Raw genomic sequence first — 14,224 nt, 5'->3', positions numbered from 1 at the left:
GAGGCCAGAAATGACAAACGCCCATTCCTTGGACAGGAATGGGCGTCCGAAAGTTCGGCTATTGCGCGATCGTTAGATCTTGGCGAAGACCAGCGTGCCGTTGGTACCGCCGAAACCGAAGGAGTTTTTCACCGCGTAATCGATCTTCATGTCCCGTGCCGTGTTGGCGCAGAAGTCCAGGTCGCATTCCGGATCCTGGTTGAAGATGTTGATCGTCGGCGGCGAGACCTGGTTGTGAATCGCGAGCACGGTGAACACCGACTCCAGGCCGCCCGCGCCACCCAGCAGGTGGCCCGTCATCGACTTGGTGGAGTTGACGACCAGCTTGTTCGCATGGTCGCCGAAGGTGCGCTTGATGCCCTTCACTTCCGCCACGTCGCCCACGGGGGTCGACGTGCCGTGCGCGTTCACGTACTGCACCTGGTCCGGGTTGATGCCCGCGTACTGCATCGCGGCGACCATGCAGCGCGATGCGCCGCTGCCATCCTCGAGCGGTGCCGTGATGTGGTTCGCGTCCGCGCTCATGCCGAAGCCGACGACTTCCGCATAGATCTTCGCGCCGCGCGCCTTGGCGTGTTCATACTCTTCGAGCACCATCACGCCCGCGCCCTCGCCCAGCACGAAGCCGTCGCGGTCGCGGTCCCACGGACGCGAGGCCGTGGCCGGATCATCATTGCGCGACGACAGCGCGCGTGCCGAGGCGAAACCGCCCAGGCCCAGCGGCGACACGGTCGATTCCGCACCGCCGGCGATCATCACGTCGGCGTCGCCGTACTCGATCAGGCGGGCTGCCTGGCCGATGCAGTGCAGTCCGGTCGTGCAGGCGGTCACGATGGCGAGGTTCGGACCACGCAGGCCGAACTTGATCGACAGGTCGCCCGAGATCATGTTGATGATCGACGCCGGGACGAAGAACGGCGAGATGCGGCGCGGGCCGCGGCTGTCGTACTCCGCCTTCGTGTCTTCGATCATCGGCAGACCGCCGATGCCGGAACCCACGAGCACGCCGATACGATCGCGATTGTCGTCGGTGACGACAATGCCCGAATCCTGTAACGCCTGGATGCCGGCGGCCATGCCGAAATGGATGAACGTATCCATGTGACGGCCTTCCTTGCCCGGCAGGTAATCCTCGACGTTAAAGTTCTTCACCTCGCCCGCGAAGCGGGTCGAGAATGGCGTTGCGTCGAACTTGGTGATGTTGGCAATACCCGACTTGCCCGCCAGTGCTGCCTCCCACGCGTCGGCAATGGTGTTGCCGATCGGAGAGATGCAACCCAGGCCGGTCACTACGACACGACGGTTGCGTGAACTCAAGCGCTTCTCCTGAAATCCTGAAAGCTTAGGCCTTGACGTGAGCCTGTGCGTACTCGATAGCCTGGCGAACGGTCGTGATCTTCTCGGCCTGCTCGTCCGGGATTTCCATTTCGAATTCGTCTTCCAGGGCCATCACCAGTTCCACGGTGTCCAGCGAGTCAGCGCCGAGGTCGTCAACGAACGAGGAATCGATTTTGATGTCTGCTTCGGCAACGCCCAGTTGCTCAGCGACGATTTTTTTAACGCGTTGTTCGATATCCGACATGTTATGGCTCCATTAGGTATGTGTTGCGGAAAGTGCGCGCATTTTATCAGGGTTTGCGCGTTGAAAAACTATTTTCAGCGTCTGACGCTAAAACGGTCGAAACTACTGCGAACTGCCGAGATCTCTAATTAAAGGATGCCCATCAGCTCATGTACATGCCGCCGTTCACGTGCAGTTCCGTGCCCGTGATGTAGGCGGCCTGCGGCCCCGCCAGGAAGGCGACCGCGTACGCGATATCTTCCGGCGCGCCCAGGCGGCCCAGCGGGATCTGCGTCAGCAGCGCTTCGTGCTGGCCTTCGCCCAGTGCCTTGGTCATGTCGGTGTCGATGAAGCCCGGCGCCACGCAGTTGACCGTGATGTTGCGGCTGCCGATCTCGCGCGCCAGCGCGCGGGTCATGCCGGCCACGCCGGCCTTCGCCGCCGCGTAATTCATCTGGCCCGGGTTGCCGGCCGCGCCCACGACGGACGTGATGTTGATGATACGCCCCTGCTTTGCCTTCATCATCCCGCGCAGCACCGCGCGCGACAGGCGGCCGACGGCCGTCAGGTTGGTGGCGATCACGTTGTCCCACTCTTCGTCCTTCATGCGCATCGCCAGTTGATCCTGGGTGATGCCGGCATTGTTGACGAGGATGCCGATCGGGCCGACGTTCTTCGTGATGTCGTCGATGACGGCGGCGCACTGGGCGGCGTCGGTGACGTTCAGCACGACGCCCTTGCCGCCGAACTCGGCGAGGTAGGCGCCGATGGCTTCCGCGCCCGCTTCGGTGGTGGCGGTGCCGACGACCTTGGCGCCCTGGCGGGCCAGTTCGAGTGCGATGGCCTTGCCGATGCCGCGCGAGGCGCCGGTGACGAGGGCGACTTGGTTTTGCAGGTTCATTGAGTCCTCTTTTTCTCTAACGGGGGGATGCGGCGGCACTCAGCCCTGGACGGCGGCGAGCACGCGCTCCAGCGATGCCTGGTCGACGAGGGCTTCGCCCACCAGCACCGGATCGATCCGCTTGGCCATGCCGATCAGGGTCTTGCTCGGCGCGCATTCGATGACTTGCGTCACGCCGTCGGCCGCCATTTTCTGCATGGTCTCGACCCAGCGCACGGGACCGGCCGCCTGGCGCACCAGCGCGTCCTTGATCGCGGCGGGATCGTTCAGGATAGCCACGTCGACGTTGTTGATCAAGTCGATCTGCGGGGCGGCAAAGTTCAGGGTGGCCATGTAGTCGCGCAGGCGGTCCGACGCCGGCTTCAGCAGCGACGAGTGGAACGGCGCCGACACGGCCAGCTTCATGGCGCGCTTGGCGCCCTTGGCCTTGGCGATGTCGCACGCGCGCTCGACGGCGGCCGTGTGGCCCGCGATCACGATCTGCGTCGGCTCGTTGAAGTTCACGGCTTCCACCACTTCACCCTGCTCAGCCTCCGCGCACACGGCACGCACGTCGTCGGCCGACAGGCCGAGGATCACGGCCATGCCACCGTGCCCGACCGGCACCGCATCCTGCATGGCTTGCGCACGGAAGCGCACGAGCGGCACGGCATCCTTGAAGTCGATCACGCCGGCGGCGACGAGTGCCGAGTATTCGCCGAGGCTGTGGCCGGCGACGACGGCCGGCCTGGGGCCGCCCGCGGCGATCCACGCACGATAGACGGCGACGGCGGCCGTCAGCATCACGGGCTGCGTGTTGGTGGTCAGGTCCAGGTCTTCCTTCGGACCTTCGGCGATCAGCTTGCCGAGGTCCTGGCCCAGCGCTTCCGACGCCTCGGCGACGGTCTGTGCGACGACCGGGTTCCCGGCGAAGCCGTTCAGCATGCCGACGGCTTGCGCGCCCTGGCCGGTAAACAGAAATGCGAATTTGCTCATCGATTCCTCTTAGCGTGTTTTTGTCTTGTTATTACATGCGCGCCAGCACGGCACCCCAGGTAAAGCCGCCACCGACGCCTTCCATCATGACATTGTGGCCCGGCTTGATGCGGCCGTCGCGCACCGCGACATCGAGCGCCAGCGGGATCGACGCGGCCGACGTGTTGCCGTGTTCGTTGACGGTCACGACCATTTTGTCGGTCGGGAGCCCGAGTTTCTTCGCGGTGCCCGCCATGATGCGCAGGTTGGCCTGGTGCGGGATCAGCCAGTCGATGTCGCCCGCCGGCATCTGCGCATGCGCCAGCGCTTCGTTGGCGACCTTTTCCAGCACGGAGACGGCCAGCTTGAAGACGGCCGGGCCATCCATGTACAGGAATTTCTGGTTCGCGGCCTGGTTCGACGGGTTCGCGGGACCGCACAGGATGTGGCCATGGCTGCCGTCGGCATGCAGCTTGACGGCCAGCAGGCCCGGCTCCCCGGACGCGGCCAGCACGACGGCGCCGGCGCCGTCGCCGAACAGCACGCAGGTGCTGCGGTCATCGAAGTCGAGGATGCGCGAGAACACTTCCGTGCCGATCACGAGCACGTTCTTCGCGTTGCCGGCCTTGATGAAGGCATCGGCCGTCGCCATCGCGTAGACGAAGCCCGAGCACACGGCGCCCATGTCGAACGCGGCGCTGTTGTTGCGCATGCCCAGCTTGTTCTGGACGATGCACGCCGTGCTCGGAAAGCTGCCGAAATAATCCGGCGTCGACGTGGCGACGATGATCAGGTCGATCTGCTCGGCTTCGAGGCCGGACGCTTCGAGCGCCTTGCGTGCCGCGTTCACGGCCAGGTCCGACGCGTTTTCGTCGGGCGCGGCGTAGTGGCGGGCGGAGATGCCGCTGCGGGACACGATCCACTCGTCCGAGGTTTCGATCCCCTTGGTGGCGAGCTGCGCCGCGAGGTCGTCGTTGGTGACACGCTGCGCGGGCAGGTAGCTGCCGGTACCGATGATTTTGCTGTAAGTCATTGCTAACCCTGCTGAATAGTTGAGCCTGGCGCTTCCGGATTGGGAGCTTGCGGCAACATTTCGGCGATCAAGGTCGAGAGTTGCGCTTGCACATTATATTTCGCCGCGTCAAAAGCGCGTCGAAGTGCCCACTCGTAGGCGTAGGCATTGGCGCCGCCATGGCTCTTGAAGACCAGGCCTTTCAGGCCCAGCAGGCCGGCACCGTTATAACTTTCGGGGTTCAGCTTCTTGAGCGATTTGCGCGCGAACAGGGCGCCGATCTTCGACATGGTCGTTTCGAGGAACACCGATTTGACGAAACGCGACAGGCCCTCGATCGCCTTCAGGGTCACGTTGCCGACGAACCCGTCGCACACGACGACGTCGACCGTGCCCTTGAAGATATCGTTACCTTCCACGTTGCCATGGAAATTCAGCACGCCGCGTTCATGGTCGGCCCGCAGCAGGGGTGCGGTGGCCTTGACCACTTCATTGCCCTTGATCTCTTCCGTGCCGACGTTCAGCAAGCCGATGCTCGGGCGGCGGTGTTCCATCGCTTCGAACAGCACGGCGCCCATGATGGCGAACTGGTGCAGGTGATGGGGCTCGCAATCGACGTTGGCGCCCAGGTCGAGCATGTACGTCGGACCGCCCTTCTGGTTCGGCAGGATCGAGCAGATGGCCGGACGGTCGACGTCGGCCATGGTCTTCAGGACATAACGCGAGATGGCCATCAGCGCGCCCGTATTGCCGGCGGAGACGCAGACGTCGGCGCTGCCGTCCTTGACGAGCTCGATCGCCACGCGCATCGACGAGTCTTTCTTGCGGCGCAGGGCGACTTCGACGGGATCGTCCATCGCGACCACTTCGGAGGCGTGGCGGACGGTCAGGCGGGGGTTGTCGCCCGCATGATGTTTCTTGAGTTCAGCGCGGACCAGCTCTTCCTGACCGACGAGGATCAGCTCGGCGTCGGGTTCGCGCTTGAGGAATGCGAGGGCTGCCGGGATGGTCACGGCGGGGCCGTGGTCGCCGCCCATGCAGTCGATGGAAATTTTGATTGTCATTTGTCGGAATGAACCGCGGGCTCAAGGTCGGCCGGCGGCGGCGTGGTCTCGGCGGGGTACACTGCGAGCCGAGTCAGCGGGATGGTAAATGACGGAGTTACCGCAAAAGAAAAAGCGGCGCCACGCATTCGACATACGTTGCACCGCTTTCATGGAACAAAACAGCAAGACGTCGATTACTCGTCGTTCTTGGTCTTGAGCACTTTACGGCCACGGTAGAAACCGTTCGGGCTGATGTGGTGACGCAGGTGCGTTTCGCCGGTGGTCGGCTCGACTGCCAGGTTCGGGGCGGTCAGGAAATCGTGCGAACGGTGCATGCCGCGCTTCGACGGGGACTTCTTATTCTGTTGAACTGCCATGATGACTCCTAAACTTAAGTTCTAAAATTCTAACACATTCGACTTGCAAGTACATGCGCATCGAGTATCCCAGCAGCAATAACGTTGGGGCTGCCATTGCCGACATGTTTAACGCTGCCTTACAACGATGACTCAATACTCGAGCTGCACGCGTTTGACACGTTTTGACGCTGCGAATGCTACCCGGAGGCGACACCCACTGCAATTCTTTTATTCAGATTTGAGGTTCTTCAGTGCCGCGAACGGCGATACCTTCTCGGACTTGATCGCGTCCAGCAGCCTGGTATCGGGGCACACCTCGTGTTTCGGTGCCTGCGGCAGGGCCAGCAGGGCTTCATCTTCCAGCAGATCGCGGATGTCGCAGGTATGGCTGCCGACGATCACGTCGATACTTTCATCGTCGAGGATTTCCTCGATCTCGTCCGCTTCCTGGTCGTCCTTGCCCAGCACCAGCACGGTCGACGAATCGAGCTCGTAGCCGAACGGGGTCAGGCAGCGCTGGCAGACCAGTTGCACGGTACCGGAGACGGACAACGTCAACATCGGATACCCTTGCCGGGTCTGGCCGCCGTCGATGGACCACGCGATCTCGCCGGACTTGTCGGCGCAATCGGCCGCCAGGCGGTTCATTTCCGCCACCGGCGTGACGCCTTCACGATGGCCGTTGTTCCGACAAAACTCAAAGGCGTCGATGACAAAAGCGCTCATTTGGAAAAACATCCCCGGAAAACCTGCGATAATAGCAGGCTTCTGCCCGCGTAGTCAAAGACTTCCTCACAAAGCACTATCTTCCTGTTTTATTTACGAAAATCGATGCCAAGCTCCACCTTTCCGCGCCTCATCCTGGCCTCCGGCTCCGCCTACCGGCGCGAGCTGCTGGGTCGCCTGCACCTGCCGTTCGAAACGATCTCGCCCGACATCGACGAGACCCCGCATCCGAATGAAACGCCGGAAGCGACGGCGCTGCGGCTGGCGCGCGAGAAAGCCGCGGCCGTCGCCCTCAAGAACCCCGGTGCCCTGGTGATCGGCTCGGACCAGGTGGCCACGCTGGACGGCATCCAGATCGGCAAGCCGGGCGACCACGCGCGCGCCCTCGCCCAATTGCGGATGATGCGCGGCCGCCGCGTCATATTCCATACGGCCCTGTGCCTGTGGGACGGGAGAACCGGCACGGCGCAGGTCGAGAATGTCCAGGTGTTCGTGACGTTCCGCGACCTCCCGGATGCCGAGCTGGACGCCTACCTGCATATCGAGCAGCCTTACGACTGCGCCGGCAGCGCCAAGAACGAAGGACTCGGCATCGCCCTGCTCGAACGCATCGACAGCAGCGACCCGACCGCCCTCACCGGCCTGCCCCTGATCGCCCTGACCGGCATGCTGCGCCGCGCCGGCATGCCATTTTTTAATCGCCAACAATAACAACCATGCCCGGTACGCTCTACCTGATCCCGAACACCCTCGGCCCCACCGAGGCCGCACCGCACGCGCTGTCCCACATCCTGCCCGAGCAGGTGCAGGACATCGCCAGCAAGCTCGAGTACTTTGTCGCCGAGAACGCCAAGACGGCGCGCGCCTTCCTGAAACTGGTCGGCATCGACCACCCCCTCGCACGCCCGCTGCAAGAGATCCAGATCGCGGAACTCAATGTGAACACGCCGCAGCAGGCGCTGGCCGCGCTGCTCGCCCCCCTGCTGGAGGGACGCGATGCGGGCCTCGTGTCGGAAGCGGGCGTGCCGGCCGTCGCCGACCCAGGTGCCGACCTCGTCCGACTGGCGCACCAGCACGGCGTGCCCGTGCGTCCGCTCGTGGGGCCGTCGTCGCTGCTGCTGGCCGTGATGGCGAGCGGCCTGAACGGCCAGAGCTTCGCATTCAACGGCTATCTGCCGACGGACGCCGGCCAGCGCACCAAGCGCATCCAGCAACTGGAGCAGCGCTCGCGCAGCGAGAAACAGACGCAGTTGCTGATCGAGACGCCATATCGCAACGGCGCGATGCTGGAAGCCCTCGTCGCCAGCTGCCAGCCGGGCACGCTGGTGTGCGTGGCGACCGATCTGTCGCTGGCGACGGAAACCGTGCGGACGCAAACGGCCGCGAAATGGAAGGCGCAACTGGCTGCCGGCAAGGCGCCGGATTTCCACAAGAAGCCGACCGTCTTCCTGTTCCTCGCGCAACCGTAGAGGTCAGTGCACTTCGGCGCCGAGTTCGCGCACCCAGCCGAACGCGGCCAGTTCGATGTCGCGCACCTGCTTCACCGACAGCCCGAGCCGGTCCAGCGCGGCCGCCAGGTTGAGGCCCGGATCCGCATGTTCCAGCGCTTCCGCCACGCTCAGCATGGTACCGTAGTCGCCGTCGCGCTCCATCAGTGCGGCGCGGACCTCGCGCGACAGGTCGACCTTGTCGAGGATCTCGCGCATCGGCACGTCGAACAGCGCATCCATCAACGACATGATGCCGACCGTAAAGGCAGTATTCGCGCCGGCCACGTCGCCCGGACGCAGGGTCAGCGTCATCAGCTCGAGCAGGCGGCCGCGCGTCGTCGCCATCTGCAGCAACGGCGAATTCAGTTCGACGTGCCCCTCCGGGCCGCTGTACAACAGGATCTGCACCCAGCGCTGCAACTGGCTGCGGCCGAGCTGGACGAGCGCCTGCGAAATCGACTCGACGTGCGGCGCGCCGGTGCCGGCCAGGTGGCCGTTCACGAGGCGCAGCAGGTTCAGGCTCAGCAACGGGTCGCGCTTGACGGCCGCCTCGATCGCGTCGTTGTCGGCTTGCGAATGAATGAGGTCGAACAGGCGCAGCAGCCCCAGCTCGGACGGCGTGATCTTCTTGCCGGACAGGATCGCAGGACGCGCAAAATAATAGCCCTGGAAGTATTCGAAGCCGAGTTCCAGGCATAACTCGAATTCCTCGATCGTCTCGACCTTTTCCGCCAGCAGCTTCTGATGCGGTCCGCGCAGGGTGCGGACGAGTTCGGCGAGCTCGCCGCGCCCGACGCCCTGCAAGTCGATCTTGATGATGTCCACGAGGCTCATCAGCTTGCTTACCTGCTCAGAATGGCCTATAACATCGTCGAGTGCGAACTTGAAGCCGAGCTCTTTCAACTCCCGCACACGGGCCAGCAAGGCCGTGGTGGGGCGGACGGTTTCCAGAATTTCCAGAATGACCTTATCGGGAGGCAGGAATCGGACGAAATCGCTCATCAGCACCACCTCGTCGACATTGACGAAGGCAACCTGCTCGCCCACCACCTGCTTCATCCCCAGCTGCGACGCATGGGAGATCACGGCGGCGGTGGCGGCGGCATAATCGGTCAGCTGCGCGTCCTCATGCTCCGGCGCGGCGCGAAACAGCAACTCGAACGCCACCAGTTTCTGGTCGCGCCCGAGGATGGGCTGGCGCGCCAAAAAGAATTCGTCGGACGGCGTGGACGTGGCTGCCGTTGCTACCGCTTGCATGTAAAAACTCCTGAAACGACGGCACGCACCATGCGTGCCGGACCCGGTCTGGCCGGAATACCGGTCCGACTATACTACAAACGGGAAGTCTTTACATTTCGACATCGTATCAAAACGTTTCAGACATAGATGTGCTTGCCAGAAACGATCGATGCGAAAAGGATCAGGAACGGCCCGAGCCGTTACGCTTGGCGGGGCCGCGCGGAGTCGGTTTGGCTTCCGTGCGCGGGGTGCGCGGAGCCGGTTTGGCTTCCGCGCGCGGGGTGCGTGCACGTCCTTCGGTGCCCTCGCCTTCCTTGCGCGCACGTGGATCGTCGCCGAACGGCTGGCCCGGCAGGCGCAGGCTGCCGGCGCCGGACAGCGGGCTCGCGCGGCGCGCATTGCCCACCGGCTTGCGGGGACCGCCCAGGGCCGGCACCGTGCCGGTGACCTGCGTCCCTTTTTCGATACGGAACGTTGCACCGGCATCCTGGCCCAGCACCTGCACGAGATACGGCATCGTCTCGCGCAACGTCGCCTCCAGCGTGTACGGCGGATTCAGGATGAACATGCCGCTGCTGTGCAGGCCGTTGCCGTCCGCGCGCGGACCCGCGACGCTCAACGTCACGTGCAGCCATTCCTTGGCCGGCAGGCGCTTCAGGCGATCGGCGAACTGGCGCGATTCCATGCGCTGCAACACCGGATACCAGACCGCATACATGCCCGCCGGGAAGCGCTTGAGCGCTTCGTCCAGCGCGTCGCGCACGTGCTTGTAGTCGAGCTTGACTTCGTACGGCGGATCGATGAGCACCAGCGCCCGCCGCGACGGCGGCGGCAGCAGCGCTTTCAGGCCATGGAAACCGTCCGCGTGCTCGACGAGGATGCGGCGGCCACGCGCACGTTCGCCCTGCTCCGCGTGATGCGCCTCCAGCTTCCGGACGTTCTCCGCCAGCACCCTGATGTCGGCCGGATGCAGTTCGAACAGGCGGAGGCGATCCTCCAGGCGCGCCTCGGCATCCGCGACCCACGGCGAACCGGGATACCAGCGCAGCTTGCCGCTCGGGTTCAACTTGCCTACGAGGTCCACGTACTCGGCCAGCGCCGGCGGCAGGTCGTCGCGCCCCCACAGGCGCCCGATGCCGTCGATGTATTCGCCGCTCCTGACCGCCTGCGCACTGTCGAGCGCGTACACGCCGGCACCGGCATGGGTGTCGATATAGGTGTAGGCCGTGTCTTTCTGGTTCATGTATTTGTGCAACTGAACCTGAATAAAGTGCTTCAGGACATCGGCGTGGTTACCCGCGTGGAAGGCGTGGCGGTAGCTGAACATAGAGATTCCAATCTGGTTGATGCGGCGCCCGCCATGCGATCGCGCGCGGGCCGACCGCCATTATCCCTCAGATACGCTTTCGGCCCAACAAACACCGGGGTCAGATCCCTTTTTTAGGAAATTGCCCAAAACCGGGCTCTGACCCCGGTTTTGGGAAATAAAAATGCCGCAGCGGCTTGTGGCCACTGCGGCAGACCATCGCGAGGATGGGTGGAGGAAGGTTACGCGCCGGCGCTCAGGCGACTTTCTTCTCGTCGAAGAATTGTTCGTCCTCGGTCGAGCCGTGCAGCGCCGTCGTCGAGCTCTGGTGCTGCTGGATGGTCTGGGTCACCGCGTCGAAGTAGCCGGTGCCCACTTCGCGCTGGTGCTTGACGGCCGTGAAGCCCTTGTCGGCGGCGGAGAATTCCGCTTCCTGCAACTCGACGAAGGCCGACATGCCGCGGCGCGCATAGCCGTGCGCCAGGTTGAACATGCTGTAGTTCAGCGCATGGAAGCCGGCCAGCGTGATGAACTGGAATTTGTAGCCCATCGCGCCCAGCTCTTTCTGGAACTTGGCGATCGTCGCGTCGTCCAGGTTCTTCTTCCAGTTGAACGACGGCGAGCAGTTATACGCGAGCATCTTGCCCGGGAATTTCGCATGGATGGCGTCGGCGAAGCGTTTGGCGAATTCCAGGTCCGGCTTCCCGGTCTCGCACCACACGAGGTCGGCGTACGGCGCATACGCGAGGCCGCGCGCGATCGCCTGGTCGACGCCCGGCTTCACGCGGAAGAAACCCTCCACCGTGCGCTCGCCCGTGCAGAACGGCTTGTCGTTCGCGTCGACGTCGGCCGTCAGCAGGTCGGCCGCTTCGGCGTCCGTGCGGGCGACGAGGATCGTTGGCGTGCCCATCACGTCGGCCGCCAGGCGGGCCGCCGTCAGCTTTTCCACGGCTTCGCGCGTCGGCACGAGCACCTTGCCGCCCATGTGGCCGCATTTCTTGACGGAGGCCAGCTGGTCTTCGAAGTGCACGCCGGCCGCGCCCGCTTCGATCATGGATTTCATCAGCTCGAAAGCATTCAGCACGCCGCCGAAGCCCGCTTCCGCATCGGCCACGATCGGGGCGAAGTAATCGACGTCGTCCTTGCCTTCCGACCACTGGATCTGGTCCGCGCGCTGGAACGTGTTGTTGATGCGCTTGACGACCATCGGCACCGAATTGGCCGGGTACAACGACTGGTCCGGATACATCTCGCCGGCGAGGTTGGCGTCGCCCGCGACCTGCCAGCCCGACAGGTAGATGGCTTTCAGCCCGGCCTTGACCTGTTGCATGGCCTGGTTGCCCGTCAACGCGCCCAGGGCGTTCACGTACGGCTCGTTGTTGATCAGGTTCCACAGCTTCTCGGCGCCGCGCCGCGCCAACGTATGTTCGATCTGCACGGAGCCTCGCAGCCGTACGACATCTTCCGCCGTGTAATTGCGGACGATACCTTTCCAGCGCGGGTTGGACTCCCAATCCTGTTGCAGGGCGGCGATTTGCTGTTCACGAGTTGCCATGGCGTTCTCCTGATTGAAAAGACGGGGTTGGACAGTGATTCCGTTAGAAACATGATAGCGCCGATTGTGCGCAGCACCAATACTCTTATATAAGACATATGACAATTTTTATTTCCTTGAAAATCATATGCTTACATTTATTATTTCATGATACGAGAACAAATTTCTCACAATGGAAACTGCCGGGCAAGCGCTTCTTGTGCGCTTTTCACATGTACGAACAAGTTTTCATAATGTGAAATATGGTGAGTTGTTTCCACAAAGTACTTCGTAAATACTGCCGCAAATCTGACAATTTTTCCTGACTAAACAACACAACCCTCATCATAAAGAATCACAAATTGACGATTTACATCAAATCGGGGGAGAATAAATTCCGAGCACCATCATTAAATTCTTAAAAGCAATTTTCCGCACTTCCGAAAGAGACACCCGATGACACTGCGATTGACCGCGCTGGCCGCCCTGCTGGGCGCAATGACGATGACGGCCCACGCCGGTATCCTGACGACGGAAGGCGTGACTTTCACGTCGAACTGGAGCGGCAATGTGCTCACGCTGGAAATCGACGCCGCGAAGCGCAGCGGCGGCTGGAGCGGCGCAACGGGCCTGGCTGCGCTGGCGATCAAGGGTGTGGGCACTTACAGCGGCGTGAGCGTAAACGGCGGGCCGGGCGGGACCGATGCATGGAAACTGTCGACGTCCGAACTGAAAGCGTCCGGCTGCTCCGGCACGAGCAACGGCGCGGCCGGGAGCCGCATGTGCTTCTACGGCCAGCAGATCGCGCTGGCCGACGACATGGTGTTCAAATTCACGTTCGACGGCGCCAGCGTCGCGACGAACGAGCCGCACGTGAAGGTCGAGTTCGTCGATGCCCGGGGCAACAAGGTCGGCTCGCTGTTGTCGCAGGTGCTGCCGGCATCGCCCCCGGCCACGCCGCCGTCCACCCCGACCGCGCCGGTCACGCCGGTCGTTCCGGTCATCCCCGACACTCCGACCACGTCCGCCGGCACGCAGGCCAACACGACGGCCGACACGACAACGCCGGCCGGCACGTCCGAAATCGCCTTCCCATCCGGCACGCCGGCCGACTTGCCGCCGCAGGAAGACCTGCCGTCGACGCTGCCCATCGACGGCCCCGAGGTCGTGCAAACGCCGGCCGGCAACCCCGCCGCCACGACGAACGTCCCGGAGCCGGAGAGCATCGCCCTGCTGCTGGGCGGCCTTGGCCTGATGGGTCTCGTGCTGCGCCGCCGCCCGCGCTGAACGTCCTTCCTCCCGAACGCCCCGCCCGGTCCAGCGCCCGGCGGGGCGTTGTTGTTACAAACGATGAGTTAGTCGGCTAACAGAGCCATATCGGTCCCCCTTCTACCCTTGCGGCACGGATCTGATCCGTATGTGCCCGTCGGTCTCGCAGGACGCGAGCCGCCGGGTCCTTGCATTTTGTGGAGAAAGAGAGAACATGACATCACGCATCCGCACTATCCTGCTGGCGGCGCTGCTGGGCGCGGGCACGCTCGCGTCGGCGCAGGCCGGCACGATCGAATTCCAGGGCATCGACTTTACGTCGTCCTGGTCCGGCAACGTGCTGACCCTCGAGGTCGACGCCGCCAACCCGACCGGCAGCTGGGCCGGTGCCTCGTCGCTCGGCGCCCTGCAGCTGAAGGACCTCGGCAGCTTCGACAGCGTGGCGCTCACAGCAGCGCCGGGCGGCGTGTCGAACTGGACCCTGTCCAGCAACGAGCTGAACGCGAACGGTTGCACGGGCGGCGGCCATGCCGGCACGTCGCTGTGCTATACCGGCGCGCATGTCGCCCTGACGGACGACATGGTGTTCCAGTTCAGCTTTTCTGGCGGCAATGTCGACGCGACGTCGCCCCAGCTCAAGGTGACCATGTTCGGCGCGGACGGCGATAAGAAGGTCGGCAGCCTGATGGGCGAACATCTCGTGGTCTCCGCCGTGCCGGAACCGCAGACGTACGCGCTGATGCTCGGCGGCCTGGGCCTGCTCGGCTTCATGGCGCGCCGCAAGCGCGCGTAAAAAAACGCCCTGCCGGCGCTGGCCGGCAGGGCGT

Annotated in this window: 15 protein-coding genes; 4 read left to right on the top strand and 11 right to left on the bottom strand. The window is 63.6% G+C overall.

Translation table 11 applies throughout. The annotated features are described in order from the left end of the window. Positions 1–72: 72 nt before the first annotated feature. The 8 genes from fabF to ACL58G_RS15010 all read right to left on the bottom strand — a co-directional run bounded on the left by fabF (position 73) and on the right by ACL58G_RS15010 (position 6,559). Positions 73–1,317: a beta-ketoacyl-ACP synthase II gene (fabF, locus tag ACL58G_RS15045; RefSeq protein ID WP_056137292.1), complete on the bottom strand. Its 1,245-nt coding sequence runs from the start codon at positions 1,315–1,317 to the stop codon at positions 73–75. A 25-nt stretch (positions 1,318–1,342) separates the two neighbouring features. Further along, on the bottom strand, positions 1,343–1,582 hold the full coding sequence (gene acpP, locus ACL58G_RS15040; RefSeq protein ID WP_036168404.1) for an acyl carrier protein: 240 nt from the start codon (positions 1,580–1,582) through the stop codon (positions 1,343–1,345). Between the two features lie 142 nt (positions 1,583–1,724). Next, a complete protein-coding gene (fabG, locus tag ACL58G_RS15035) occupies positions 1,725–2,462 on the bottom strand; it encodes a 3-oxoacyl-ACP reductase FabG (RefSeq protein WP_440967610.1) in 738 nt (245 codons plus the stop codon). Positions 2,463–2,501: 39 nt separating this feature from the next. After that, positions 2,502–3,437: an ACP S-malonyltransferase gene (gene fabD, locus ACL58G_RS15030; protein ID WP_440967608.1), complete on the bottom strand. Its 936-nt coding sequence runs from the start codon at positions 3,435–3,437 to the stop codon at positions 2,502–2,504. A 31-nt stretch (positions 3,438–3,468) separates the two neighbouring features. After that, entirely contained in the window at positions 3,469–4,449 is a 981-nt protein-coding gene (locus ACL58G_RS15025; RefSeq protein WP_413384722.1) for a beta-ketoacyl-ACP synthase III, read from the bottom strand. 2 nt (positions 4,450–4,451) lie between these two features. Next, on the bottom strand, positions 4,452–5,492 hold the full coding sequence (gene plsX, locus ACL58G_RS15020) for a phosphate acyltransferase PlsX (protein ID WP_413384720.1): 1,041 nt from the start codon (positions 5,490–5,492) through the stop codon (positions 4,452–4,454). Positions 5,493–5,668: 176 nt separating this feature from the next. Beyond that, on the bottom strand, positions 5,669–5,851 hold the full coding sequence (gene rpmF / locus ACL58G_RS15015) for a 50S ribosomal protein L32 (protein ID WP_005666806.1): 183 nt from the start codon (positions 5,849–5,851) through the stop codon (positions 5,669–5,671). Between the two features lie 210 nt (positions 5,852–6,061). After that, positions 6,062–6,559 (bottom strand): YceD family protein, encoded by a 498-nt coding sequence (locus ACL58G_RS15010; RefSeq protein ID WP_440967605.1) that lies wholly within the window; start codon positions 6,557–6,559, stop codon positions 6,062–6,064. 105 nt (positions 6,560–6,664) lie between these two features. On the opposite strand from ACL58G_RS15010, the gene ACL58G_RS15005 reads away from it, so the two are divergent. Continuing rightward, positions 6,665–7,270, top strand: a complete 606-nt coding sequence (locus ACL58G_RS15005) for a Maf-like protein (RefSeq protein ID WP_440967601.1) — start codon at positions 6,665–6,667, stop codon at positions 7,268–7,270. A 5-nt stretch (positions 7,271–7,275) separates the two neighbouring features. After that, positions 7,276–8,028, top strand: coding sequence for an SAM-dependent methyltransferase (locus ACL58G_RS15000; protein WP_440967599.1), 753 nt, complete (start codon positions 7,276–7,278; stop codon positions 8,026–8,028). Positions 8,029–8,031: 3 nt separating this feature from the next. Here the strand turns inward: ACL58G_RS15000 and ACL58G_RS14995 are convergent, their stop codons facing one another. The 3 genes from ACL58G_RS14995 to aceA form a co-directional block, all read right to left on the bottom strand. Next, positions 8,032–9,306, bottom strand: coding sequence for an EAL and HDOD domain-containing protein (locus ACL58G_RS14995; RefSeq protein WP_440967598.1), 1,275 nt, complete (start codon positions 9,304–9,306; stop codon positions 8,032–8,034). A 163-nt stretch (positions 9,307–9,469) separates the two neighbouring features. After that, the gene (locus ACL58G_RS14990; protein WP_440967596.1) at positions 9,470–10,531 is read right to left on the bottom strand and encodes a 23S rRNA (adenine(2030)-N(6))-methyltransferase RlmJ; all 1,062 of its coding nucleotides are present in this window, start codon (positions 10,529–10,531) and stop codon (positions 9,470–9,472) included. Positions 10,532–10,850: 319 nt separating this feature from the next. After that, a complete protein-coding gene (gene aceA, locus ACL58G_RS14985) occupies positions 10,851–12,149 on the bottom strand; it encodes an isocitrate lyase (RefSeq protein WP_413341090.1) in 1,299 nt (432 codons plus the stop codon). Between the two features lie 435 nt (positions 12,150–12,584). Between aceA and ACL58G_RS14980 the strand changes: the two genes are divergently transcribed. Together ACL58G_RS14980 and ACL58G_RS14975 are read left to right on the top strand one after the other, a co-directional pair. Further along, complete coding sequence (locus ACL58G_RS14980; RefSeq protein ID WP_440967594.1) at positions 12,585–13,415, top strand: PEP-CTERM sorting domain-containing protein; 831 nt, start codon at positions 12,585–12,587, stop codon at positions 13,413–13,415. Positions 13,416–13,611: 196 nt separating this feature from the next. Next, positions 13,612–14,190 (top strand): FxDxF family PEP-CTERM protein, encoded by a 579-nt coding sequence (locus ACL58G_RS14975; protein WP_440967592.1) that lies wholly within the window; start codon positions 13,612–13,614, stop codon positions 14,188–14,190. The last annotated feature ends 34 nt before the right edge of the window (positions 14,191–14,224 follow it).

This window comes from Massilia sp. GER05 (genome assembly GCF_052056005.1).
GTDB classification, from domain to species: Bacteria; Pseudomonadota; Gammaproteobacteria; order Burkholderiales; family Burkholderiaceae_D; genus Telluria; species Telluria orientalis.
The sequence above is the reverse complement of the archived record's forward strand: the minus strand, read 5'-3'. Positions and strand labels throughout refer to the sequence as shown.